This window comes from Pseudomonas sp. FP1154 (genome assembly GCF_030687245.1).
Classification (GTDB): domain Bacteria; phylum Pseudomonadota; class Gammaproteobacteria; order Pseudomonadales; family Pseudomonadaceae; genus Aquipseudomonas; species Aquipseudomonas rhizophila.
In genome coordinates, this window is record NZ_CP117465.1 from 2,844,267 (window position 1) to 2,869,569 (window position 25,303).

Consider the following 25,303-nt stretch of genomic DNA (forward strand, 5'->3'; position numbering starts at 1 on the left):
GACGCCGCCATCCGGCGCGTCAGAAGCGCGCCAAGCAGGGTGACACATGACGATTGCCAATACCCATATCGACGCCGATGCCGAGGTCGTTCAAGACGCTGCGCCGCTCCCCATCGGTTCACTGTTCGCCCTCGCGTTGGCGGCGTTCGTGACCATTCTCACCGAAGCCTTGCCCGCCGGCCTTCTCTCCCAGATCAGCGAAGGGCTGGCGATCTCCGAAGCCCTCGCCGGCCAGTTGGTCACGGTCTATGCGATAGGGTCCTTGCTGGCGGCCATTCCCTTGACGGCCGCGACCCAAGGCATGCGGCGCCGGTCGCTCTTGCTGCTGGCGATTGCCGGTTTTGCCGTGGCCAATACGGTCACAACGTTTTCGTCCCATTACGGCTTGACGATCGTTGCCCGCTTGCTGGGTGGCGTATCGGCCGGGCTGCTCTGGGCCTTGTTGGCCGGGTATGCCGCCCGCATGGTGCCCGAGAGCCAGAAAGGTCGGGCGATTGCAATTGCCATGGTCGGCGCACCCTTGGCGTTATCCTTGGGCGTACCGGCCGGCACCTTGCTCGGTAATTTGATCGGCTGGCGGATGAGCTTCGCCATCATGAGTTTGTTCGCCGTCGCCTTGATGGTCTGGGTGCGACTCAAAGTGCCTGACTTTCCCGGGCAAACCACCGACAAACGCCTTGCCTTGCGCCAGGTTTTCACCCTGCCAGGCGTTCGCTCGGTGCTGTGTGTGGTGCTGGCCTTTGTCTTGGCGCACAACATTCTCTTTACCTATATCGCCCCGTTCCTGATGGCGGCAGGCCTGGGCGAGCGGATCGACCTGGTGCTGCTGGTCTTCGGGGGCGCCTCGTTGCTGGGCATCTGGGGCGTCGGCGTGCTGATCGATCGCCATCTACGGGCATTGACCCTTGCCAGCACGGCACTTTTCGCCATCTCGGCCCTGACACTGGGGGCCATGAGCGACAGCCTTGCTGCGATCTACACCGCCGTGGCGGCCTGGGGAGTCGCTTTTGGCGGGGCCGGGACGTTGTTCCAAACGGCAATTGCCAAGACGGCCGGAGACGCGGCGGATCTCGCCCAGTCGATGCTGGTCACGGCCTGGAACGTCGCCATTGCCGGCGGCGGGATCGTGGGGGGCATCCTGCTCGATCATCTGGGTGTCGTTGCGTTTGCGCCTGTGCTGGTCGCGCTCTTGCTGCTGACGTTGGCGGTGGTGTGGTCCGCCCGGCAGTATGGGTTTGCAGCAGACCCTCAACGATAGATAGCAGCAACTGACATCAAATCGTCATCACTGCGTCGTCGAAACGCCATACATCCTGAGTACTGTCCTCGCCAATGAGATCGATCTCAAGCGAGTGACAATGACTGATTTGAAAGAAGTTGCACGGCTGGCAGGGGTTTCGCGGGCAACCGCGGCGCGAGCCTTTGCCTCCCCTGAAGTGGTCCGTCCGGCTACCCGTGAACAGGTCTTCGCCGCAGCGCGCCAACTGGGGTTTCGGCCCAACCGTCTTGGTCGCCAACTGCGCCTGCAAGTGACCAAGCTGATCGGTGTCGTGGTGCCCAACCTGCTCAATCCGGTGTTCGCCGAACAGTTTCAGGCGATGGAGCGTGCTGCACGCGTGCATGGTTACAACCTGTTGTTGGCAACCACCGATTACAGCAGCGAGCGCGAAAGCGCGGTCGTCGAGGAGTTGCTGCGACAGCGTGTCGATGGGCTGGTCCTCACGGTAACCGACGCCGAGAGCAACCGGGTGCTGCAAAGCCTGGACAGCGAGGACACGCCTTTTGTGCTGGCTTATCACCAGCCGGGTAATCCGGATTACAGCGCGGTGTCGGTGGACAACCGCGCCGGCATGGCGCTCGCCACCCGTTATCTGCTGGACGCCGGGCACACTCGGATTGGCATGGTCGCCGGCCCTGCCCTGCAATCGGACCGCGCTCGCCTGCGTTATGCCGGTTATTGCGAGGCAATGCATGGAGCCGGTCTCGCCAGCCTGCCGGTGATTGAAATGCCCGCCCATACCCAGGCTGACTTCGCCGCCATCGAGCCGTTGTTGCATGGCCCCCAGGCGCTCAGTGCGCTGGTTTGTTCCAACGATTTGCTGGCCATCAGCTTGATCGCCGAACTGCGCCGCAACGGCTGGCAAGTGCCCCGGCAACTCTCGGTCATCGGCTTTGACGGCATCGCCCTCGGCACCCAGATGCATCCGACGCTGTGCAGTGTTGTTCAGCCCATCGAGGCACTGGCCTGCACCGTGATTGATCAATTGTTGGCGCAGATCGCTGGCGCCACCCCGGTTTCCCATTGCCTGCCTTGTCATATCCGGCCGGGCGAAAGCACTCAACCCTACGAGGAGACGCTTGATGTTCCACTTGCGTAAAACCCTGGCGACACTGCTGTTATGCGGCGCGGCCACCTTGGTCCAGGCCGGCGAAACGGCGATTTGCTACAACTGTCCACCAGAATGGGCCGATTGGGGCACGCAGCTCAAGGCGATTGCCGATACCACTGGCGTCCAGGTTCCGCTGGACAACAAGAACTCTGGACAGGCATTGGCGCAACTGGTCGCCGAGAAGGCCGCGCCGGTGGCGGACGTGGTGTATTACGGCGTGACGTTCGGTTTGCAGGCGCAAAAAGCCGAGGTGGTCGGCACGTACAAACCCAAGGGTTGGGAGCAGATCCCGGCGGGTTTGAAGGACCCCGAGGGACACTGGTTTGCCATTCACTCCGGCACCCTGGGCATCATGGTCAACGTCGATGCGCTGGGCGGTCTGCCCGTGCCGCAAAGCTGGGCCGACCTGCTCAAGCCTGAGTACAAAGGCATGGTCGGCTACCTTGACCCGTCCAGTGCTTTCGTTGGGTACGTCTCGGCGGTAGCGATCAACCAGGCCATGGGCGGCAATCTGGATAACTTCGCCCCAGCCATCGACTACTTCAAAAAGCTGGCGAAAAACTCACCGATCGTGCCCAAGCAGACGGCTTATGCGCGGGTGCTGTCCGGGGAGTTGCCGATTCTGGTGGACTACGACTTCAACGCCTATCGGGCTCGTTACAAAGACAAGGCCAACGTTGCCTTTGTGATTCCCAAGGAAGGCAGCATCAGCGTGCCTTACGTGATGAGCATCGTCGACAACGCCCCCCATCGGGCCAACGCCGAGAAGGTCCTGGATTTCGTTTTGTCCGAGCAAGGCCAGGCGCTCTGGGCCAAGGCGTACCTGCGACCGGTGCGGGCAATGAAAATGCCTGCCGATGTCGCCGCGCAGTTCCTGCCCGACAGCGATTACGCCCGGGCCGGTGTGGTCAACTACGAGCAGATGGCCGCGGCGCAGGAAGCCTTTTCCGCACGTTATCTGAGCGAGGTCAAGTAAGTGACCGTCTCGGCAGTAAAAGCCCGAGACGTACGGTCGGGCTGGGCCATGGTGCCGCGCTTGCGGCCGACCGCTGCCTGGGCGCTTGCGCCCGCGGCGGCGGTGCTGTTCGCCTTCTGGTTGTTGCCGCTGGCGCACCTGGTCTTGCTCGGTGGGCAAAGTCGCGATGGCAGCGACAGCGGCTATTGGCAGGTGCTGAGCAGCGCGCAATACCTGGGCAGTCTGGCGCAGACCTGCCTGCTGGCACTGGCAACGACCCTCGCGGCATTGTTAGTGGGCGGCTTCAGTGGTTTTTTTCTCAGTCGCCAACGTTTCTTCGGCCGTTCGGTACTTGTCGCCTTGTTGACCTTCCCGCTGGCATTTCCCGGCGTGGTCGTTGGTTTTCTGGTGATCCTGCTGGCCGGCCGCCAAGGCTTGTTCGCCACCCTGGGTCTCGGCCTGGTGGGTGAGCGCTGGATTTTTGCCTACTCGTTGATGGGGTTGTGCATCGGCTACCTGTACTTCTCGATTCCGCGGGTGATTCTTACGGTGATGGCTGCCTGTGAAAGCCTGGATCGCAGCCTGGAAGAGGCCGCTCGTTCACTGGGGGCCAGTCATTGGCGTGTGCTCTGTGATGTCATTGTTCCTGGCCTGGCGCCGGCATTGGTCTCCTGCGGGGCGATTTGCTTTGCCACCTCCATGGGCGCGTTCGGTACCGCCTTCACCCTGGGTACCCGGCTCAACGTGACGCCGGTGGCGATCTACAACGTGTTTACCAATTACGCCAATTTCGCCGTGGCCGCTGCGCTGTCGGTGGTGTTGGGGCTGGTGACCTGGGCGGTTCTGTTGCTGGCCCGGCGGCTGGCCAAAGATTCGAGGACAGTCTTGTGAAACGCTCAACGCTGTTTGTCGGGCAACTGGTGTTTACCTTGCTGGTGTGCGCTTTCATGTTGGTGCCTGTGGTGATGTCACTGCTCGCCGGGCTGACGCGCAATTACTTCCAAGGGCTGTCCAGCGGCCTGACGTTCGACTGGCTGCTGCAGGTCTGGCAGGCGTATTCGCCGACGGTCTGGCTGTCCCTGCAACTGGCCGCCGCCTGTGCGCTGTGTGTCTGTGTGGTGGGTGTGCCGGCGGCTTACGCCCTGGTACGGATGAACAACCGCTTTAGCCGCGCGTTCGAGGAACTGATGGTGTTGCCGGTGGCGATGCCCGGTCTGGCCAGTGCCTTGGCATTGCTGCTCACCTATGGTCAGTTCGGCGGGTTTCGCAGCAGTTGGTTATTCATTCTCGTCGGCCACGTGCTGTTCACTCTGCCATTTCTGGTGCGCCCGGTGATGGCGGTGATGCAACGCCAGCACCTGCCGATCCTGGAAGAAGCCGCCGCGAGCCTGGGTGCCGGGCCGGTCCGGCGCTTCTTCAGCGTGGTGGTGCCCAACTGTCGGGCGGGGATTCTCGCCGGGGTCTTGATGGTCGTCACCCTGTCGTTGGGTGAGTTCAACCTGACCTGGATGCTCCATACCCCGATGACCAAAACCTTGCCGGTGGGCCTGGCCGACAGCTATGCCTCGGCCAGGCTGGAAGTCGCCAGCGCCTACACCCTTATATTCCTGTTGATGATTGTGCCGCTGCTTGTTGCATTGCAGGCCATCAGCGCGCGCCTTTCCCGTGGAGCAAATCGATGAGCGGAACCACTATTCGCCTGAAGGGTTGTCGCAAGGCGTTCTCTGACGGCACCGTTGCCGTACATGACCTGGACCTGACCATTGAGGCTGGAGAAACCCTGGCGATCCTCGGCCCGTCCGGTTGCGGTAAAACCACCACCCTGCGCCTGATCGCAGGTCTGGAGCGTCCGGACGTGGGCCAGGTGTTTTTTGGCGACAGTGACGTCACCCGCCTCCCCATCGAACGTCGCGACGTGGGCATGGTGTTCCAGAACTATGCGCTGTTTCCCAATCTGGATGTGGCCGGCAACATTGTTTACGGCCTGAAAGTTCGCGGTGTGTCACCCGCCGAGCGCAACAAGCGCTGTTTGGAGTTGCTGGAACTTGTCGGCTTGCAGGATCACGGCAAGCGCAGTATCCACGAGTTGTCCGGCGGTCAGCGCCAGCGAGTCGCCCTTGCCCGCGCCCTGGCACCCAGGCCCCGGGTATTGCTGCTCGACGAACCGTTGGCGGCGCTGGATGCGCAACTACGAGAACGCCTGCGCAGCGAATTGGCCCAGTTGCTACGCGGTTTGGGCATTACCGCCGTGTTCGTCACCCACGATCAGGGTGAAGCCATGGCGCTGGGGGATCGCATCCTGGTCATGGAGCATGGCCGCGTCGCGCAACTGGCTAGCCCGCGGGACATCTATCAGCAACCTGCCAACGCGTTCGTCGCCCGTTTTGTCGGCAATCTCAATGCTTTTTCGGTGATCGAGCACACGCCCCATGGCTTGAAGGTCAGTGGCGGTGAGTTGCCATGGAATGGCGCCGACCTACCCGCCACTGTCTATTGCCGCCCCGAGCATTTGCGGGTGATGGACAGTGAGGGCCATCTGCACGGGCGTCTGGTGGGCCAGTTTTTCCAGGGGGCTCAAAGCCGTCTGCTGGTGGATGTCGGTGCGGCTCAGCCTTTGCTGGTGGACAGCACCGATAGCGCTATCCATGCCCCCGGTGCCCTGATTGCCCTGGCCGTCGAGCCACAAGTGCTGTTCACCCTGTCATCGTGATCTTTGTGTTTGCAGAGGGCTTATTTTGAATCATCCGTTTCTCATCGCGCAGATCAGCGATCTGCACCTTAAAGCCGGACAAAAACTGACTTACGGCGTTGTCGATACCCTCGCTGCATTGCGTCGTGCGGTGGATCATTTGAACACCCAGGTGCCGCGTCCCGACATCGTGGTGGTCAGTGGCGACCTGGTGGACTTCGGTCGCCCTGATGAATATGCCGCGCTGCACCCTGAGCTGGCGCGCCTGCACATGCCTTGCTACCTGGTGCCGGGTAACCACGACAATCGCGAGCATTTGCGGGCGGCATTTGCCGACCACAGCTACCTGCCGATACGGGCTGACGCCCCCCTGGACTGGGTGGTGGAGGAGCATCCGATACGTCTTATTGGCCTGGACACCACCATCCCCGGTGCCCATGGCGGTCAGCTCCTGGACAGCCAGTTGCGCTGGCTCGATGAACAACTGGCCTGTCGCCCCGATGCGCCGACGCTATTGGTGCTGCATCACCCGCCGTTTGTAAGCGGTATTGGCCATATGGACCGTGAACCCTTCATCAACGCGGCGGCACTGGAGCAGGTCATTGCCCGACACCCGCAGGTGGAGCGCTTGCTGTGCGGGCATTTGCATCGGTCGATGCAACGGCGTTTCGGCGGCAGCCTGAGTTGCGTGTGCCCCGGTACCTCACATCAGATCGTCCTGGATCTACAGCCAACCGCTCCCGCGCATTTCAATCTGGAACCGCCGGGGTATCTGCTGCATCACTGGCATGGGCAGGCACTGGTGACCCATAACGGCGTGTTTGGCGAGTATCCCGGACCGTATCCGTTTTATGACGCTCATGGATTGATCGACTGATAACCCAGGGACTTTCACTGATGACCTGCTTTGGAGATTTAATCCCTACCCCACTCTATTCATTGAAGATTTTCTAACGAGTTATTGAACGCATCGGCCAATCATGTGATCGGCCGAGGGCTTCCTGCTGCCTTTTCACTGTGCCCGGAACAAAGATTCCGCGCTGGAGTTCGTCCTGATGAAAGCTGTATTCAACGTACTGAGTTTATTAACCGGCGGCGTGTGTATTGTCTTGAGCCCGTTGGCGTCTGCTGATTTTGTCAGCGACAGTAAAGCCAACTTGAACTTGCGCAATTTCTACTTCAACAACGATAACCGTGACGGTACCGCCGCGCCCTCGAAGACTGAGGAATGGGGACAGGCCTTCATGCTCAATTATCAGTCCGGGTTTACCGACGGCACTGTGGGGTTTGGTCTGGATGCCATCGGCCTGCTGGGTTTGAAACTCGACAGCGGCGCGGGTCGCCATGTTGGCAGCTCGATGTTTCCCAACGACGGTGACAAGGCTGCCGACCAATGGGCTCGTCTCGGCGCAACGGCGAAGATGCGCGTCTCCAAGACCGAACTGCGTTACGGCACCTTGCAACCGAAACTGCCGATCCTGGTGTCCAACGATGGCCGTCTGTTGCCGCAAACTTTCGAAGGTGGCCAAGTCACCAGCAATGAAATCGACAACCTGACGTTCACCGCCGGCCAACTGGAACACGCCACCGGGCGTGCATCGAGTGACCGCGCCGGGCTGGCCGTTGCGGGCGGCAGCCAGGAAAGCAACAAATTCACCTTTGCCGGTGGCGACTACAAACTGACCAAGGACCTGACTGCACAGTATTACTACGCCAATCTTGAAGACTATTACCAACAGCACTTCGCCGGTTTGTTGCATGTATTGCCGCTGGGCGAATACGGCTCGCTGAAAACCGACTTGCGCTACTTCAAGACCACGTCCGATGGCAAGAACAGCAGCGCCGCCGGTCGCGCCAGTGGTTACAAACTGGGCGGCTACACCAAGGACGGTAGCGGGGAAATCGACAACGACACCTGGAGTGCGGCGTTCATTTACTCGTTGGGTGGCCATGCCATTACCGCGGGTTATCAAAGCGTTTCCGAAGACAGCAACTTTGCTCAACTCAACCAGGGTGGCTTGGTGGGTAAAGGCGAAGCCGGCGCCAGCCTTTATCTCTACACCGACCGCACTATTCAGACGTTCATCCAGGCGGGTGAGCGCACGGCGTTCGCCCAGTATGCCTACGACTTCGCCGCGCTTGGCGTGCCGGGATTGAAGGCGTCGGTGATGTACCTCAAGGGCGACAATATCCAGACCGCCAGCGGTCAGGACGCCAGTGAGTGGGAGCGCGATATCTCCCTGGACTATGTGATCCAGAGCGGTACGCTGAAGAACCTGGGTTTTGGCTGGCGCAACGCGATGTCCCGAAGCGAAGTGGCTCGCGACCAGGACCAGAATCGCCTGATCGTGAGTTACAGCATTCCCTTGATGTAAGCATCCAGCGCAATTCAGGGCCAGGGCGTCGAACTCGCGTGAAACGCTCCTGGCTCTTTATCAGCGCTTGCCCAACGTCGGCAGATTCGCACGATTGGGCAATCATCCGCGCGGATTATGCAACCAGCCCCCAGAATTGCTTCCTATAGTTATCCAGAGTCAAACCTTCTGGAGCTGGAATCGCTATGAGCGCCCTCAACATCAATGGCCGTGAGTATACGGTCGACGTAGACCCAGGCACCCCGATTCTCTGGACCCTGCGCGATGCGCTGGGCATGACCGGCACCAAATTTGGTTGTGGTGCAGCCCTGTGTGGCGCCTGCACCGTTCACCTGGATGGTCAGGCCATTCGTTCCTGCGTGACGCCAATCGCCGCCGCCCAAGGCAAGAAGATCACCACCATCGAGGCGGCCACAGATGGCAGCGACCCGGTCGGCACCGCCGTGCATGAGGCTTGGGTCAAACACGACGTGGCGCAGTGCGGTTACTGCCAGAGCGGCCAGATCATGAGCGCGACAGCGTTTCTCAAAGCCCAGCCCAAGGGCAAGCAGCCTACGGCGGCCGAAATCGACTCGGCGATGGCCGGCAACATTTGCCGCTGTGGCACTTACGCGCGCATCCGCGCTGCCGTGGCAGATGCCGCCAAAACCCTTGCCTGACCGGAGTTCGCCATGTTGAACGAGATTTTTCCAGACGAGATTCCCCGCGCTTTACAGCACATGCTTGAGCGCGATCAGGCTGACGGCCCTACCACCCTTCCCCGCCGCAGTTTCCTCAAGATTGTCGGCATCGGCGGTCTGGCCTTGGGCGCTTTTCCTCATCTTGCCTTGGCGCAAGAGGCCAACGGCGACGCCGCAGTACCACTCAAGCCGAATCAGCAACCTTCGGCATTCGTACAGATCGCGCCCAACGGCGAAGTCACCGTGACGATCAACCGGTTGGAATTCGGCCAGGGCGTGCAAACCAGCCTGCCGATGATTCTTGCCGAAGAGCTCGATGCCGACTGGAGTCTGGTGCGAGCCCGCAACGGCAGCGGTGATGCTGCTTATCAGGATCCGATCTTTGGTATACACCTCACTGGCGGCTCCAATTCGATCAAGAACAGCTATACCCAGTACCGCGAACTTGGCGCCCGTGCTCGTGCCATGCTGCTCTCGGCGGCGGCAGCACGCTGGAACGTGGACGTGGCCAGCCTGAGCACCCAAGCCGGCATGGTGCTCGGCCCGGCGGGCCGTAAGGCAAGCTACGGCGAATTGGCCGAGGCCGCTATGGCGCTGCCTGTGCCGGAAAAGGTGACACTCAAGGACCCCAAGGACTTTCGCATCATTGGCCATGCCACCACGCGCATCGATGCCAAGGCCAAGAGCAGCGGCCAGCAGGACTTCGGCATCGATATGCATCTGCCAGGGCAACTCACTGCCGTGGTCGCCCACCCGCCGGTGTTCGGTGCCAGAATCGCTTCGTTGGATGACAGCGCGGCACGCGCCACCCGGGGCGTGAAAGCGGTATTGCGCGTGCCGTTGGACGGCGGCGCCGAAGGTGTCGCGGTAGTCGCCGATAGCTACTGGCAGGCGAAGCTCGCGCGCGATGCCTTGAAGCTGGAGTGGGACCTGGCGTCCGTCGAAAAGGTGGACAGCGAAAAACAACTGCTCCAGTACCGGGAGCTGGCCGGCCAGCCTGGTCCACTGCGCTTCGATGCCGACATGACGCCGCTGGCAACCGCGCCGCATCAACTGGAAGCTGAGTTCGTATTCCCCTACCTCGCCCACGCCCCCATGGAGCCGTTGAACTGTACTGTCCAGCTCGGCGAAGAACGCGCCGAACTGTGGGTCGGCACGCAGTTTCCCGGCGGCGACAGTGCGGCGGCCGCCAAGGTATTGAATCTCAAGCCCGAGCAAATCCAGCTGAACGTGCAGACGGCCGGCGGTGGTTTTGGCCGGCGCGGCGTGCCCACCAGCGACTTTGTCGTGCTGGCTTGCGAAGTGGCCAAAGCCGCCCGCGCTGAGGGGCTTGACGCGCCTGTGCGCACGCTCTGGAGCCGGGAAGACGACATCAAGGGCGGCTACTATCGCCCCATGCACCTGCATCGCGCGCGCATCGGTTTTGACGACGCCGGCAAGGTACTGGCCTGGGATCACGCCCTGGTCGGGCAATCCATTCTTACCGGCACCGTGTTTGGTGGCCAAGTGAAGAACGGCATCGACCCCACCGCCACGGAAGGTATGCGTGATCCTTATCCGCTGCCGATGCGCCTGACGGTCCATCACCCGAAAGTCAACGTCCCCATCCTCTGGTGGCGCAGCGTAGGCTCCACCCATACGGCTTTTGTGATGGAAACCTTGATCGATGAGATCGCCCGTACAACCAAGCAGGATCCGGTGGCCTATCGGATGAAGCTGTTCGCCGATCAAAGCCCGCGCCATCGCGCAGCGCTGCAATTGGCGGTGGACAAGAGCGAATATGGTAAACGCCCGCTACCGGCTGGCCATGCCTGGGGCGTGGCGGTGCACGAGTCGTTCAGTTCGGTGGTGGCTTACGTCGTTGAGGCGTCGGTGCAGAGTGGCCGTCCGGTGCTGCACCAAGTGACTGCGGGTGTGCACTGCAACCTGGTGGTCAACCCGCGCAGTGTTGAAGCTCAGGTGCAAGGCGCCGCGCTGATGGGATTGTCGATGTGCCTGCCGGGCGGCGCCATCACCTTGAAAGACGGCGTCGTGCAGCAGAGCAACTTTGCTGACTTCAGCGTTCCACGCATTACCGACATGCCGGAGTTTGCCGTGCACATCGTGCCAAGCGCCGAACCACCCACCGGGATGGGCGAGCCCGGCCTGCCGGCGTTGGCTCCGGCTTTTGCCAATGCCATTGCCAGCCTGACAGGCAAGCCAATGCGTGAGTTGCCTTTCAAGATGACGTGATGGGACAGATAGAGGTTGTTCAGCTTACTCAATGAAGTGTTGATCGAACGGCGGGAAACGCTTTGCATGGGCTACGTACGCAAGAGGCAAGCGTACGTCCAGCCCTCGCGCTTTGCGGATTGCTGAAACCGATCCGTAGGCTGCTGCTACGACACTCAGTGCGCCGGCTACGTAGCCGCGTGCATTGTCCTCATTGGAAATGTTCAGGCCTGCCACCACTAACGGGATAATAGAGGTGAAAACTATATCGCCGAAACTGGGTCTCATCGCTGCTTCGATTTCTCTAAGCTGTTCCTGACATTCCTGGATGAATAGTCGAGTCTTTTCGATTCGCTCCTGAGGATCTACCACACTAGCAACTTGCACGCAGTGCTGTTCCACTGTTAAACGAAATCTTGGAAGCAGATGCCCGTAGCGCCTCTTGAACAGCAACAGCTGTTCGACAGAAACCGTCCCGGCGGGCATGGGCAACAAATGGTTCAGAATCACCTCTCGAGCCTTTTGCACATGCGGTCTTCGGTCGGTACTGAATCTTGAGAAGTAGCGTCCTAAGTGAGCGACACTGTCAGTAACAGGTACGGCATCTACATCCTCCACAGCCCCAAGCGATGCGGCGAGATAGAACATGAACTGCCTCGCTACATCCTCCCTTACATCGAACCATCCCCAATCCACTTCGGATGCCAGTCCGGCCTGAACCAGATAGTCAGTTACGTCTGCCAACTTCTCAGCGTGAATACGTACAGACCTGTAGGGATGTTCCTCACGATGCCACGGTCTCCTGACCTCATGCCGCCGTTGCATGAAGGTGATGAAATTTTGGGCGAAGTCCGGGCAACCATAGAGGTGATGTGCGGGAACCACCGGCCGAACAAGCTCCTCTGCGAGTAAGGCCTGCATGAAATAGCTCATCTCATCGGGATTTCTCAAGTGTTCCATGGGCACGATGGTGGCTAAACCATCCCAGTACAGGAGCGCTCGAGTACTCCATGCATCCTGAGGCAAATTAATGTAGGGGTAGTAAAGGGCATTGCGGCTCATAACTAACTTCCTTGTGTGTGCTGGTGGAACCTCAAACCGCCTCACCTTTACGATGAAACGCCTGCCCCAACACCGCCAAGCGTTCGGCCAACGGTGGCAGGCACTGGCTGCTCCGAGTCAGAATGCCAATGTTATCGGCGTTGCGCTCAGCGACGGCCTGGACACTTTGCAAGCGCTCATTGATGCCCTTCGAGGCCTCGGACTGTTCCTGGGTGGTGCTGGCGATCAGGTCGTTGAAGTGGTTGATCGCCGCGATGTCCTCTACCACTGCATGCAGCAGTTGCGAGGCGAGTTGGCTGGCCGATACGCAGCGTTGTACCCCTTCCTGGCTGTCTTGCATGGCGAGGGCTGCCTGACGGCTGCCCTGTTGCAGCTTGGCGATGATCTGCTGGATTTCCGTGGTGGACGTCGAGGTCTTTTGCGACAGGGTCCGGACTTCGTCCGCCACTACCGCAAAGCCGCGTCCCTGCTCCCCGGCCCGGGCGGCCTCGATGGCGGCGTTGAGGGCCAGCAGGTTGGTTTGTTCGGCGATGCTGTTAATGACGTCCAGCACCTGGCCGATCTGTTGCGCCTGCTCGGCCAGGCCTTGCACGGTTTCGTTGGTCAGGTTGAGGCGACCGGCCAACTCGACAATCTCCTCGCGGCTCTGGTCAACGGTGCTGCGTCCGCGGCTGACCTGTTCACTGGCTTGGCCGGCCCGTTGTACCGTCTGGCCGACATGCCCGGCAATGCTGTCCATGGCCTGGACCAGATGGCCAATCGCGCCGCTCATCTGTGCCACTTCATTGAGCTGATGCCTGGCGCCGTGCTCCAGTGTCTGGCCGACTTGAGAAAGGTCCTGACCCAAGTCCGAAAGGTTGCGGGTATCGCGAACCACGCCGTCTACCAGGTTGGTGATCTGCTGCAGGAAATGATCGAAACGCTCGGACGAAGAGACTTTGTCCCCCCGGTTGCGCTGGGTCTGGGTGTCACTGCTCAACTGCATGGCGGCGGCCAGCACTTTGTCGAGCACATCCTGGTTTTCCGTGGCATCGGCCAGGCTCTGGTTCGCCAGGTAAATCAGGATCACGCTTTCCACCACCACGTAGAAGGCGTGGATGAAAATCATTGTCCAGCCGCCATGGTTGGCCATGACGAACACCGGATAACCCTGGTGCTGAAGCCAGTGAAAACCGACGTGGTGAATAGCGATAGTGGCGGCGGCCACGATGATCGGCAGCCAGTCACGGTAGAACGTCAGCACCGCCAACAGTACGAAAATCCCGAAGTGGAACTCGATCACGCCACGGGTCTGATTGATGTGCAAGGCGGCCATGACCATCAGCGCCACGGCGATGACACAGCGCATGGCCCGGGTGCCGCCCAGGCCGCGATAAAGCACGGTGGTCAGCAGACAGGTCGTCGCCCCTATCAGCAGCGCCTGGCTGAAGGTGGAGTGCAGGAAGGCCAGGCACAGGGAGTAGACAAAAGTGAGCCAGAGTAACCCCAGCATGATGCGATCAGCTTTACGGTAGTGATCGTTAAAGCGCACGGGCGATGTCATGGGGGCTGTCCTTTTCGGGGGGCTTGGAGGGTCCGTTACCAATGCTGGCTTCAAGCCTTATCGGCGTGTCGGAATCGAACTGTAGCCGATTCCTCCTGGTTAGTGGCACTACGCCATCTTCCTTTTTTCACTGATCTTTGCTTTATGATGTTCGCCATCTCATTCCCAGACCTGATGGAACCCCCATGACTTTCGATTTCGACACGGTATTGGAGCGCCACGGTACCGGTAGCACCAAGTGGAGTCGCTACCCCGCTGACGTGTTGCCCATGTGGGTGGCTGATATGGACTTCCCTGCTCCGCCGGTGGTCATCGACGCACTGCACAAACGCCTCGAACACCCCATGCTCGGCTACAGCGTGGCCCAGGACTCGCTGCGCGCCGCCATCGTTGCGGACCTCTGGAACAAGTACGCCTGGCGCGTCGAGCCTCAGCAGATCGTCTTCCTGCCGGGTGTCGAACCAGGCTTCAACATGGCGCTGCACGCCTTGGTGGAGCCTGCGCAGAACGTTGTGGTACAGGTGCCCAATTACCCGCCGCTGCGCAATGCCCCTGCTCACTGGCAACTGAACAAGGTTGAACTGCCGTTCAACCCGCTCAACGGCGAGTTCCACACGCCCCTGGCCGCGCTGCGTGACGCGTTGCAGGGGGGCGGTGCGTTGTTGCTGAGCAACCCTCACAACCCGCTGGGCAAGGTGTTTGCCCGGGAAGAACTCAAGGCCGTGGCAGATATCTGCCTGGAACAGAATGCCTGGATCATCTCTGACGAAATCCATGCCGAGCTGTGCTTCGACGGTCGTGTGCACATCCCCACCGCCACCCTCAGCCCGGAGATTGCCGAGCGCACCATCACCCTGATGTCGGCCAGCAAGGCCTACAACATTGCCGGGCTGAAAACTTCATTCGCCATCATCCAGAACGCCAAGGTCCGCGAGCGGGTTAACAGTGCCCGGGCCGGCATGGTCGACAGCGTCAACGCCCTGGGCCTTGAAGCGACCCGCGCGGCCTACAGCGAAGCTGGCCCGTGGCTGGAAGAATTGAAGGCTTACCTGCAAGCCAACCGCGACTATCTGGTCGACGCCGTAAAGACCCGCCTGCCGGGCATCACCATGACCGTGCCCCAGGGCACTTACCTGGCCTGGCTGGATTGCTCGGGATTGGGGCTGGACGACCCGCAGGGCTTTTTCCTGAAGCAAGCCAAGGTAGGTCTGAGTGCCGGACTGGATTTCGGTGACGATGCCGGGCAGTTCGTGCGCTTGAACTTCGGCTGCCCACGCAAGCTGCTGGGGGAAGGAATTGCGCGGATGGAGCGAAGCTTGAAGGCCAGGGGCTGATTTCTCCAGGTGACCGGAGCTCATCTGTGGCGAGGGGATAAATCCCCTCGCCACAAATAGGTCCACTCCAGAAACAGAGTGCTCAGTTACTCATCCATATCCGGCGCATAAACAAAGCACAACTTGTTCCCCTCCGGATCGCGGCAATAGGCCCCGAAATACCCTTCTGAATACTGGGGCCGCGGGCCCGGCGGGCCTTCGTCGGTGCCGCCCAGGGCGATGGCCTGCGCCCAGGCGGCCTGTACGGTGTGCGGCGAATCGGCGGCGAAACTCACTTGCATGCCATTGCCCCAGGTCGCGGGCAAACCATTGAACGGTAATTGCACGAATACCTGGGGCCAACGCTTGCCGGGTTGATGCCAGCCTTCTCCCGGCGGGCCCGAGTCGTTTTCGCTGGGCAGGCGCACCAACCCCAGGCAGCCCAGCACAGCATCATAAAACGCGACCATTGCTGGCAGGTCCCGCGCACCGATCTGTATGTGACTGAACATCTGTCCGGCTCCTTATCTGCATTCGTCCAACATTAGCCGATGCTGATTCGCGATTGGCAAAAGGGCTCGGACCACGCTCATCGCTCGGCCCCGGAATCCGAGCGAACTCTGCCTGAAGGCTCACAGTCCACCCTCCATCGACTACACATCCAGCATGGAGAATGTCATGACTGACTACCCTACCCCGCCGTTCCCAAAACAAAGCCAACCGGTGCCCGGCACTCAACGCAAGATGGACCCGTATCCAGACTGCGGAGAACAGAGCTACACCGGTTCCGGACGCCTGGAAAGCAAGATCGCCTTGATCACGGGCGCCGACAGCGGCATCGGCCGTGCCGTGGCGATTGCCTTCGCCCGTGAGGGCGCCGACGTGGCCATTTCCTACCTGGACGAGCATGAAGACGCCAGGGAGACTGCCCGCTGGGTAGAACAGGCCGGCCGCCAATGCCTGTTGCTGCCCGGCGATCTGGCTGACAAGGCCCAATGCCGCAAGATCGTCGACGAAACCGTCGCCCGTTTCGGGCATATCGACATTCTGGTCAACAACGCCGCGTTCCAGATGACCCACGAAAACCTGGAAGACATCCCCGACGAAGAGTGGGTGCGGACGTTTGATATCAACATCACCTCGATGTTCAGGATCTGCCAGGCCGCCGTCCCGCATATGAAGGCGGGTGGCTCGATCATCAACACCAGTTCGGTCAACTCCGACATGCCCAAGCCGACTCTGCTGGCCTACGCCACCACCAAAGGCGCCATCGCCAACTTCACCGGCGGTCTGGCGCAGATGCTCGGCCCCAAGGGCATCCGGGTGAACAGCGTGGCGCCAGGGCCGATCTGGACACCGCTGATTGTCGCCACCATGCCTGAGGAAGAAGTACAGAACTTCGGCTCCCAGACGCCCCTTGGTCGTCCTGGCCAGCCGGTGGAAGTGGCGCCGATCTATGTACTGCTGGCTTCGGATGAGGCGAGCTACATTTCCGGTTCCCGGTATGGGATTACGGGCGGCAAGCCGATCCTGTGAGTCAAGCGATGATAGGCAACTGTTGTGGCGAGGGGATGTAGCCCTCGCCATGAATCATGTGAAGGGCTTCACGGCTCCTTGGCAATCACCGAAATCTTGCCGTTACGTTCGATAATCGCGAACTTGATCTGTTCCAGTGTCTCGATTCCCTGGCTCGACCGTGCCGCTTCCATGATGTCTTCTTCTATCAAGCGGGCATGGCGCAGGCGCGCCTTCAGTATTCGCCCATCCTCCACAATAATGGTCGGGCCGCCGTCAATCAGTTGCGAGACCCATTGGGAGCGTTGCTTGAGCAACGACAAGCCCACATCGATGGCAATCAGCGTCACGATCACCATCAACGAATTGGTCAACGAGAAATCATCCCCCAGCAACGCCTGCTGGGTGGCCTCGCCGATGATCATCAGCAGGACAAAATCAAACGTGGTGATTTCTGCCAGGGAGCGTCGCCCGGCGATCTTGAACAGTACCAGCAACGCCACATAGATCGCGGCAGCCCGCAGCACAGAGTCCATACGTCACCTAGGGAAAAATGAATTGATTGAACCTGACCGTGGCGCCATCGGGCGTGTCGATACGGCTGTGATAGAGCCCCAGCCCATCACCCAGCAGTGACAGATAAAGGCTGGCCTCTCCCTTGGCATCCGCCTGGACCCACAGCTTCAGGCCCCGCTCCGCACTCGCCGAGCGCACGGGCTGGGGCTGGAGGGTTTGCACCTCGAAACCCTCCAGCCACTGGCCGACCAGTTCCACCTCCAGCACGGCATTGGGCTGCCCCATCAGATGGATGACCATGGGGTTGGTAGAACCGTTGCGGTGGAACATTTCGTACTCGACGCCGAGTCGGCCATCTGCGCTGTGTACATTTCGGGTGCTCAACGGGCCACGAGAGAACAATCCAAGCAACGTCAGGATCACCAGCAATACCAACACGTACCAACCCACCCGCTCGAAACGCCAGACCTTGAGCTGGTAGGCCATGTCTTCGCGGACCGGGAACTGGCGGCTGCGCAATTCCTCGGGATCAGTGGGATGGGTCATGGTGATCCCCTATCTGCGCTCACCCGCCAGCGCGCGTTGATGAAAGTGCCGCAACTGCACGAGCGCATGTTCGGCGGCCCACAGTTGGACCTGGTGGCGAGTCCCGAAAAACCTTTCCAGGCGACTGAACAGCGCCAGATCGCCACCCAAATCGAACGCCCAGGCAAAACAGACGGTGCCGGCCGGAATGCCGTCCATGTCATCCGGCCCGAGAATGCCGGTGGTGGCCACGGCGACGTTGGCATTGGCGTCGCGCAGGGCACCGAGGGCCATTTCCTCGGCCACCTCACGGCTGGTGAGATTGAAGGTGTCGATGGTGCATGGGTTGACCCCCAGCAATCGTTGCTTAGCCTCCGGGGAATACACCACGTAACCGCTTTCAATCAGCGAACCACTGCCGGGCACTTCGGCCAGCAAGGTGACGATCTTGCCGGCGGTACAGGACTCGGCCGTCGTCAGGCGCAGCTCGTGTTCACGCAAGTAATCAACCAGGGAGCAAGCAATGGTCATGGCATACAGTCCTTCAGGGATGCTGATGGATTGACCCCGGCCGTATGGATTCATTCCCTCTGATCACGGCCCTCCTCGGGCACTCCAAATAAATGAACCCCCGACCGATCCTGTACCTCAAATTCGTATGGGCCTCACCAGAGGCTGTACTGATCAGGAGGTCGTCATGTCCGCCCCTTTCGTCAAACTGTTCACCCACCCCGAGTTTGCCTGGAAAGACATCCGCGAACAGGAACAAGCTCATCCGCGCCACTATCTGGCTCACCTGTTGTTGCTCGCCCTGATTCCCGTGGTGTGCCTGTTCATTGGGACCACCTGGACCGGCTGGAGCCTGGCTGAAAACGAAACGGTACGGCTCAGCACTGCCAGCGCACTTCAACTGAGTGTGCTGCTGTACCTGACCATCGTGGCCGGCGTGATGCTCATGGGGCTGTTCATCCGCTGGATGTCGCGCACCTTCGATGCCCGCCCTACGGTCAACCAGTGCATTGGTTTTGCCGCCTACACCGCCACGCCCTACTTCCTGGCCGGGATTTTCGGGCTCTACCCCAACCGCTGGCTGGCGGTGATCGCGCTGGCAATGGCGTCGGCCTACTCGACCTTTTTGCTGTTTGTGGGCCTGCCCAAGTTCATGAATCTCAAGAAGGAACAAGGTCTGTTGTACTCGGCCAGCGTATGGGGCGTAGGACTCTTGGTGCTGGTGACCATTCTGGTGGAAATGATTCTGCTATGGTTCAACGTCCTGCAGCCGGAATATCTGCGCGTTCCGATAAGTGGATGAGTCCGGGAGGCATCGAACCAAGCTATTTATCGGTCTTTTTCATACCAATGCGTCGACGCATGTCGGCGGTGATGCTTTGGCGGGTCTTCTTCAGGCCCGCCCAAGGCTCGTGACCCACTTGCGCCAAACGCTCATGGACGTTGTGCACGGTCCACAGGTTTGCGCCTTTGAGTTCGGCCACTTCCTCGCGAAAGATCGGCACCGACACCGGCAACCCTTCACGGGTACGGGCGGCATAGGCGCAGATGGTGGTGGCGCCCAGGCCGTTACGCAGGTAGTCGATGAAGATCCGCCCTACCCGGTTCTTTGGCCCGGAGACCGCCGAGAATCGATCCGGCAACAGCTTGGCCATGTGGCTGACAATCGCATGGCTGAAGCCCTTGACCTCGTCCCAACCCAACTTGCGGGTCAAGGGCACGACAATGTGGATGCCTTTGCCGCCGCTGGTCTTGAGAAACGCCTTGAGCCCTAGTTCATCGAGTACCGACAAGGTCAGATGCGTCGCTTCCACCATGCTTTTCCAAGGCAGGGCCGGATCCGGGTCAAGGTCGAGAACAAAGCGATCAGGCTTGTCCAGGTTCACCGACGTGGCATTCCAGGTGTGTAACTCCACCGTGCTCATTTGCACCGCGCCGATCAACGCTTCGGGATTGTTGATGATCATTACCGGCTGCCCGGTCAATGATTTGTCCAGGGTGGTGATACCAGGAATCGCCAGGCGCTCGGCGTTTTTCTGGAAAAACAACTCACCGGCAATGCCATCCGGCGCCCTGACCAGTGCCACCGGGCGGTCGGCCAGTTCCGGCAGGATGAACTCGGCGACGCTGGCGTAGTACTCGGCCAGTTGCAGCTTGGTCGTGCCGCTGCTGGGATCAATGACTCGCTCAGGGTGGGTGATGCGCACCTTACCGTCCATGGCTGGCGCCTGAGTGGTTTTGGTTTTGGTTTTGGCTTTGGTTTTTTCCGCAGTCTTTTTCACGGGTTTGGCCAGCTCCTGGGTGATCGCCTTGGCCGGTTTATCGTTGCGCAAACCATGAAACACGGCATGGCGCACCGAGCCTTCCTTGGTCATCTCGGCAAACGCCACTTCAGCCAGTAGCGTCGGTTCCAGCCAATGCACTCCTTTGGCCTCGTATCCGGTGGGTGGGTTGACCACCGCGGCTTTTTTTCTTTCCAGGGGCAACAATTGCTGGTGAATGCTTGTGAGGGTTTGCTCGTTGAACCCTGTGCCGACCTTGCCGGCATAGCGCAGTTGCCCGCTGTCGGCATCGTGCAGCCCCAGCAACAAGGCGCCGAAGCCGTTGCGGGCGCCCTTGGGCTCGCTGAAACCGACTACGACGAACTCCTGGCGATTCTTGCACTTGAGCTTGATCCAGTCGTTGCTGCGCCGGGAAACGTAGGCGCTGCCCATGCGTTTACCAATCAGTCCTTCCATCTGCATTTGGCATGCACTGTTGAGCAAGGCTTCAGGGGTTTCTTCGAAGGCATCGGAGAAGCGCAACAGCGGATTCTTGTTGCTCGCAAGCACTGCCGCCAACGCGGCCCGCCGCTCTTGCACGGGCACCTCGCGCAGGTCCATGCCATTGAGGTAAGGCAGGTCGAACAGGTAGTAGGCAATCTTGTTGCTGCTGCCGGCGTCGAAAGCGTTCTGCAGGGCCTGGAAGTCCGGTACGCCGTGCTCGTTGGCCACCACCATCTCACCGTCCAGCCAGGCGGACTCCAGCCCTAATCCGGCCAGCGCTTCGGCCTGCTTGGGCAGCTTGTGGGTCCAGTCATGGCCATTGCGGGTGATCAGCCTGACATCGTCGTTTTCAATGCGGGCCATGACGCGGTAACCGTCGAACTTGATTTCATAGAGCCATTCGCCTTCAGGCGCGCGCTCTACCAACGTGGCCAATTCCGGTTTGAGCGTCTTGGGAATCGCCCCGGCCACCGCGCCGCTGAGGGTCGTGGTCGAGGTTTTTCTGGACGGTTTGGGCGTGGTGGCTTTTTTCGGTTGCTGCACTGCCTTGACCTGGGCGGCAGCCTTGCCACGGCGCTTGGGTACAAGGGTGCGCTCGCTGAGCACGCTGTCCGGCTCGGCCTGGACCACGTCGTACTCGCTTTCGGGACGTGCCGCTGCGTCCTGGTGCTTGATCAGGAACCACTGCTCCTGCTTGCCGGGCATGTGGGTGCGTACCAAGTTCCACAGGCCACTGAGTTTTTCCCCTTGCAGCTCGAACTTGAGCCGGCCTTTTTCATAGGCCTCATGGGCATCGCCCTGGGGAATCCACACGCCTCGATCCCAGACAATGACGTCGCCAGCGCCATAATGGCCTTCGGGAATGCTGCCTTCGAAGGTCGCGTAATCCAGCGGATGGTCTTCGACATGCACCGCCAGGCGCTTGACCTTGGGGTCCAGGGACGGCCCCTTGGGCACCGCCCAACTCTTGAGCGCACCGTCCAGCTCCAGCCGGAAGTCATAATGCAGCCGTGAAGCGTCGTGCTTCTGAATGCAGAACTGCAAGGCATGGGCGGTTTTCGCCGATTTGCGTGAACGCTTGGCCGCCGGCTCCGGGGTGGCGGCGAAGTCACGCATCCGGTTGTAATCCTCCAGGGTCTTGCTGCTCATGGACCACCTGCCACTTGCAACAGTGACGGGTCGGCCACGGGCATCCCAGCGGTTTCCGCCAACAACTGATCAACCACCCTGCTCAAGGCGTGCTCGGTGGAGTCGCCCAGCAGCAGCCCTTGTTCGTAGAGCACGATTTGCCGATCGGAACTGGTGCCTTCCTGGACGATACGACGTGCCTGCTTGAACACATCCTCAACGCCCAGTGCGGCGGCCGTTTCGCCAAAAGTCTGCTCCGCCAGCGTGATCCACTCCCCGATCATCATCGGCTGCTCCTGCCCCTCCAGGATGAACTCGGCCAGGATTCCATGACGCTTGGCCCGCCAGCGATTTTCCTTGAGGATCCAGTGGGAGGTCAGGCTGAAGTGCGCGCCGGGCTTGGGTAGTGCAATGGCATGGGCCACCATCAACCGAAACAGCGAGACCAGGCACAGGACATCTTCAACACGCGGACAGGCATCGCAGATTCGCAGCTCCAGCGTGGGATAACGCGACGAAGGCCGCATCACCCACCAGCAATCGCTGGGCTGGCGAATGGATCCGGTGCGCATGAGCATGTCCACGTAGCCGGCAAACGCCGACTCATCCTCGAAGAACTCCGGCACGCCCATGCGCGGCCATTCATCGCAAGCGACCTGACGGTAGCTGCTGAACCCGCTGTAGGCGCCGTTCCAGAACGGCGACGAAGCACTCAGCGCCAGGAACATCGGCAGCCAGGGCAGCACCTCGTTCATGACCCGGACACGGTCCTTATGGGCCGGCACCTCCACGTGCACATGCAGGCCCGAAAGCACGCTCCGTCGGGCCACCCGCTGGTAATCGTCGAACAGCTGCTGAAAGTGCAGTTCGTCGGTGGGCTGCAGACCCTGGGTCGCCATGGGATGCGAGCCGGCGCTGAGCAGGCCCAGGCCATGGGCGGCCAGGCGCTGGGTCAGGCCTGTGCGGACCTGGGCCAGATAATCGGCCGCCTCGGGCAAGTTGCGGAAAATAGGCGACGCCATCTCGATCTGACACTGGAACATTTCATGGGCGAAATGCTTGCCCAGTAGCGCCTGGCACGCCGTGACAACCTCTGCTGAGGGTTGATCCGGCATACAACGGGTTTGCAGATCGGTGATGAAATACTCCTCTTCAATGCCGAACTTCAGTCGCCTGTTCATCGATAGTCCCTCCGATACCCGCGCCGATGCGGGTTACAACCAACGCCACCACGGCGATCCTTTCTACGTCCTGGTAACCCGGGGTGAGCAGTTCTTCACCAAACACGTCCGGGTCCAATTCCTTGTAAGTCCAGCCGAAGTCCGGCGAGTCGCGCCAAGGCTCAAGCGCCTCGAGAAACGGATCACGCCCATCGACCATCGCCACGCCGGTGTAGAGCACCAGCGAGCCACCGGGCGTAAGCCGTGGCAGGGCCTGTTCGACAATGCGCAGCGACAGCCCGGCGCCCAGTGCGCCACCGCCATGGCGGTAGGCCCGTTCGCTGGGGTCGGCCATGTACGGCGGATTGGCGACGATCAGGTCGAAGTCGCCCTCCACATCCTGGAGTACATCGCTGCGGGCGATCTCGACGTTGGACACCTCGGCCAGCGCCGCGTTGACCGCGCTCAGGCGCAGAGCCATCGGATTGATATCCACGGCCAGCACCTGTGCCTCGCGCCGGGCGCGGGCAATGACCAGCGCCCCGACACCGGCGCCACAGCCGATGTCCACGGCCCGATGTATTGCCGTGAAGTTCTGCTGCAGATAAGTATGGATCAGTTGGGCGAAACGATAGCTGTCGGGGCCGAAAAACACCGCGTCGTTGGCTTGGGTGGGAAATTGCGAATGAGCGAACAGCAGGCCGTCCAGGCTCGACCAACGCACGCGGCTATGCAACAGGCCGTCGCGCGCTTGCAGCACCTCGGCTTCCTGCAACTGGCGCTGCTCATCGGCGCTGATCAGCCCCGGGGCAAACGGGCGCGACCAGCCGAACACATCCCTCAGGGTCCTGGAGCGTTCATTGCCAGGTCGTTGGTTGACGCGTTCGTGGGTCAGGGGTGTCGGGGTAATGAAGCGATAGCCGTCGGCTTGCAGGCGTCGGCCCAATTGCAATAGCGCCAGGTCAGTTTCGGATAGGCGTTCTTCCTGATTCATGCGGGCTCCTAGCGCAGCGCGGATTTGAGTTCGATGAAGCGACGAGTCGCCAGCAGTCCGGCCGGATGGCTGTGGCAGCGCGCCGAGAGCCACGGCATCAGGGTCTGCATCTGCGCATCGGGCGTCTGGCCTCGCAGGGTCTGTTGCAGGCTCTGTACATCGGGGTCCTCGATCGGCATCTGCGGCTCGCACGCTGCACCGTGGGCGCGGCGCGGAGTTTTTTTAGTGCCCTCCTGCGTCCAGTCACCGGCGATCCAGTCGTGCAGCAACTGTTTTTCATAGGGGCTGAACACCCCGAACATGGCCGCGCCCGCCCCTTCGATCAGCGTCCAGAACCGGCTGTTCTGCGGATCTTCATGACGTTTGATCCAGCCTTTGTTTTGCATCGCCGTCAGGAAGCCCTCCAGCTGTCCCGGTGCTGCCAGCCATTGATTGACGGTCTTGCCTTCGAACTTGCAGTAATCGGAATGCATGTGTTGGCCGAACGGACGTTTGCGTTCGAGCATGTCCAGCACTTCGCGATACAGGTCGAATGACTCGATGATGGTCCGGCTGCCTTGGCCCAGATCATTGAGGCGATAACCCAGGGTGACCCGGTGCCAAAACGCTTCGCGATCCGCCTCCATCGGCATCAGTTGCAGCAGCGCCTGGATGGCCTTGTGGGCATGACCGGTGCTCGCGTTGTCGATCGTCACGTGGAGGGTGAAGTAGTAAGGGTCGATGTCCAGCTCAGTCAGCTCATAAGCGCTGATCAACAGGTGCAGGGGCAGTTGTTCGTAACCCAGGTTGTAGCCGATCACTTCAGGCAGGTATTCATCGCCGCCATAGCCCAGGGCCAATTGCACAGCACCTTGCAGGTAGCGCTCGTCTTCAATGTCTGGCGCGTCCGACAGGTCGTGTTCGGCGAGCAGCTTGCGGTATATCACCACATGGTTTTGCGAGGGATTGCCGTCGCCCAACTCTTCCAGATAAGTGCTCAGCAGCCCTTCGAAACGGTGGTCGTGCCAATGCTTGAGCACGCCATACAGCCACGCGCCGTCCACCAGTTTGGTGGGCGCCACCGCCTGCAGGAAATACAAGGCGTGGGCCTTGCAAGTGAAAAACTCTCGTGGACCGGCGTTTTTGCGCCGCTCCAGATACTCGGCGTACTGGCGGGCTACACCGGCACTGTGTTGCTCGACCCAGGCTTGCAGAGCCGTGGGGGTGTCGGGCAGTTCCAGGGGCAGTGCCGCGGCCTGCCCCACGCATTGCTGAAGGAAGGCCTGGGCGACGGCTTGCTTGTCAGCATCGTCAGGGCCATGGAGCAGCCGTTCATAGCATTGGCGCACGCTCCCGGCATCCATGAATGAATGCACGGTGGCAGGCCGGGATTGGAGGGGTGTCAGCGCAGTCATAAGGGCCTCTTGGGTTCTCGGCAGGACGCTGAATCAACACGTCTCTACTTTGGCAGAGCGCCGGGAATGACGAAAAATT

Annotated in this window: 23 protein-coding genes; 13 read left to right on the forward strand and 10 right to left on the reverse strand. The window is 60.7% G+C overall.

Annotated elements, in window-relative coordinates:
• Nucleotides 1-46 precede the first annotated feature (46 nt).
• The 10 genes from PSH91_RS12885 to PSH91_RS12930 all read left to right on the forward strand — a co-directional run bounded on the left by PSH91_RS12885 (nt 47) and on the right by PSH91_RS12930 (nt 11,321).
• Nucleotides 47-1,258, forward strand: a complete 1,212-nt coding sequence (locus PSH91_RS12885) for an MFS transporter (protein ID WP_305468408.1) — start codon at nt 47-49, stop codon at nt 1,256-1,258.
• A gap of 100 nt (nt 1,259-1,358) precedes the next feature.
• On the forward strand, nt 1,359-2,378 hold the full coding sequence (locus PSH91_RS12890; RefSeq protein WP_047226473.1) for a LacI family DNA-binding transcriptional regulator: 1,020 nt from the start codon (nt 1,359-1,361) through the stop codon (nt 2,376-2,378).
• Entirely contained in the window at nt 2,362-3,366 is a 1,005-nt protein-coding gene (locus PSH91_RS12895) for an ABC transporter substrate-binding protein (RefSeq protein WP_107322481.1), read from the forward strand. The genes PSH91_RS12890 and PSH91_RS12895 overlap by 17 nt, the downstream gene beginning before the upstream one ends.
• Before the next feature lie 48 nt (nt 3,367-3,414).
• Nucleotides 3,415-4,236, forward strand: a complete 822-nt coding sequence (locus PSH91_RS12900) for an iron ABC transporter permease (protein ID WP_047226471.1) — start codon at nt 3,415-3,417, stop codon at nt 4,234-4,236.
• Nucleotides 4,233-5,027: an ABC transporter permease gene (locus PSH91_RS12905; RefSeq protein WP_047226470.1), complete on the forward strand. Its 795-nt coding sequence runs from the start codon at nt 4,233-4,235 to the stop codon at nt 5,025-5,027. The genes PSH91_RS12900 and PSH91_RS12905 overlap by 4 nt, the downstream gene beginning before the upstream one ends.
• Entirely contained in the window at nt 5,024-6,055 is a 1,032-nt protein-coding gene (locus PSH91_RS12910) for an ABC transporter ATP-binding protein (RefSeq protein ID WP_047226469.1), read from the forward strand. The genes PSH91_RS12905 and PSH91_RS12910 overlap by 4 nt, the downstream gene beginning before the upstream one ends.
• A 25-nt stretch (nt 6,056-6,080) precedes the next feature.
• Complete coding sequence (locus PSH91_RS12915; protein WP_305468411.1) at nt 6,081-6,911, forward strand: phosphodiesterase; 831 nt, start codon at nt 6,081-6,083, stop codon at nt 6,909-6,911.
• A gap of 178 nt (nt 6,912-7,089) precedes the next feature.
• Nucleotides 7,090-8,409 (forward strand): OprD family porin, encoded by a 1,320-nt coding sequence (locus PSH91_RS12920; protein WP_305468413.1) that lies wholly within the window; start codon nt 7,090-7,092, stop codon nt 8,407-8,409.
• Nucleotides 8,410-8,594: 185 nt separating this feature from the next.
• On the forward strand, nt 8,595-9,068 hold the full coding sequence (locus PSH91_RS12925; protein ID WP_047226466.1) for a (2Fe-2S)-binding protein: 474 nt from the start codon (nt 8,595-8,597) through the stop codon (nt 9,066-9,068).
• Nucleotides 9,069-9,080: 12 nt separating this feature from the next.
• Complete coding sequence (locus PSH91_RS12930; RefSeq protein WP_305468415.1) at nt 9,081-11,321, forward strand: xanthine dehydrogenase family protein molybdopterin-binding subunit; 2,241 nt, start codon at nt 9,081-9,083, stop codon at nt 11,319-11,321.
• Between the two features lie 24 nt (nt 11,322-11,345).
• Here PSH91_RS12930 and PSH91_RS12935 read toward each other — a convergent pair whose 3' ends face one another.
• On the reverse strand, nt 11,346-12,362 hold the full coding sequence (locus tag PSH91_RS12935) for a hypothetical protein (protein ID WP_305468418.1): 1,017 nt from the start codon (nt 12,360-12,362) through the stop codon (nt 11,346-11,348).
• A 31-nt stretch (nt 12,363-12,393) separates the two neighbouring features.
• The gene (locus tag PSH91_RS12940) at nt 12,394-13,905 is read right to left on the reverse strand and encodes a methyl-accepting chemotaxis protein (RefSeq protein WP_305468420.1); all 1,512 of its coding nucleotides are present in this window, start codon (nt 13,903-13,905) and stop codon (nt 12,394-12,396) included.
• Nucleotides 13,906-14,090: 185 nt separating this feature from the next.
• Between PSH91_RS12940 and PSH91_RS12945 the strand changes: the two genes are divergently transcribed.
• Nucleotides 14,091-15,239 (forward strand): MalY/PatB family protein, encoded by a 1,149-nt coding sequence (locus PSH91_RS12945; RefSeq protein ID WP_305468422.1) that lies wholly within the window; start codon nt 14,091-14,093, stop codon nt 15,237-15,239.
• An 86-nt stretch (nt 15,240-15,325) separates the two neighbouring features.
• Here PSH91_RS12945 and PSH91_RS12950 read toward each other — a convergent pair whose 3' ends face one another.
• Complete coding sequence (locus tag PSH91_RS12950) at nt 15,326-15,730, reverse strand: VOC family protein (protein WP_139050310.1); 405 nt, start codon at nt 15,728-15,730, stop codon at nt 15,326-15,328.
• A gap of 166 nt (nt 15,731-15,896) precedes the next feature.
• On the opposite strand from PSH91_RS12950, the gene PSH91_RS12955 reads away from it, so the two are divergent.
• Nucleotides 15,897-16,754: an SDR family oxidoreductase gene (locus tag PSH91_RS12955; RefSeq protein ID WP_047226460.1), complete on the forward strand. Its 858-nt coding sequence runs from the start codon at nt 15,897-15,899 to the stop codon at nt 16,752-16,754.
• A 68-nt stretch (nt 16,755-16,822) separates the two neighbouring features.
• On the opposite strand, the gene PSH91_RS12960 is transcribed toward PSH91_RS12955, so the two are convergent.
• Genes PSH91_RS12960 through PSH91_RS12970 form a run of 3 tightly spaced genes read right to left on the reverse strand, consistent with a single transcriptional unit; the run spans nt 16,823 to nt 18,305 of the window.
• Nucleotides 16,823-17,269 carry a DUF421 domain-containing protein gene (locus tag PSH91_RS12960; RefSeq protein WP_047226459.1) on the reverse strand — a complete coding sequence of 149 codons (447 nt, stop codon included), beginning with the start codon at nt 17,267-17,269 and terminating at the stop codon, nt 16,823-16,825.
• 7 nt (nt 17,270-17,276) lie between these two features.
• On the reverse strand, nt 17,277-17,795 hold the full coding sequence (locus PSH91_RS12965) for a hypothetical protein (protein WP_047226458.1): 519 nt from the start codon (nt 17,793-17,795) through the stop codon (nt 17,277-17,279).
• 9 nt (nt 17,796-17,804) lie between these two features.
• A complete protein-coding gene (locus tag PSH91_RS12970) occupies nt 17,805-18,305 on the reverse strand; it encodes a CinA family protein (RefSeq protein WP_305468425.1) in 501 nt (166 codons plus the stop codon).
• 166 nt (nt 18,306-18,471) lie between these two features.
• On the opposite strand from PSH91_RS12970, the gene PSH91_RS12975 reads away from it, so the two are divergent.
• A complete protein-coding gene (locus tag PSH91_RS12975) occupies nt 18,472-19,086 on the forward strand; it encodes a Yip1 family protein (RefSeq protein WP_160892738.1) in 615 nt (204 codons plus the stop codon).
• A 22-nt stretch (nt 19,087-19,108) separates the two neighbouring features.
• Here the strand turns inward: PSH91_RS12975 and ligD are convergent, their stop codons facing one another.
• The 4 genes from ligD to PSH91_RS12995 are packed head-to-tail and all read right to left on the reverse strand — an operon-like array spanning nt 19,109 to nt 25,224.
• A complete protein-coding gene (gene ligD / locus PSH91_RS12980; RefSeq protein WP_047226456.1) occupies nt 19,109-21,697 on the reverse strand; it encodes a DNA ligase D in 2,589 nt (862 codons plus the stop codon).
• Nucleotides 21,694-22,857: a carboxylate-amine ligase gene (locus tag PSH91_RS12985; protein ID WP_047226455.1), complete on the reverse strand. Its 1,164-nt coding sequence runs from the start codon at nt 22,855-22,857 to the stop codon at nt 21,694-21,696. Before PSH91_RS12985 ends, ligD begins: the two co-directional genes overlap by 4 nt.
• Entirely contained in the window at nt 22,829-23,830 is a 1,002-nt protein-coding gene (locus tag PSH91_RS12990) for a class I SAM-dependent methyltransferase (protein ID WP_047226454.1), read from the reverse strand. The genes PSH91_RS12985 and PSH91_RS12990 overlap by 29 nt, the downstream gene beginning before the upstream one ends.
• 8 nt (nt 23,831-23,838) lie before the next feature.
• The gene (locus PSH91_RS12995; RefSeq protein ID WP_305468427.1) at nt 23,839-25,224 is read right to left on the reverse strand and encodes an iron-containing redox enzyme family protein; all 1,386 of its coding nucleotides are present in this window, start codon (nt 25,222-25,224) and stop codon (nt 23,839-23,841) included.
• Between the last annotated feature and the right edge of the window lie 79 nt (nt 25,225-25,303).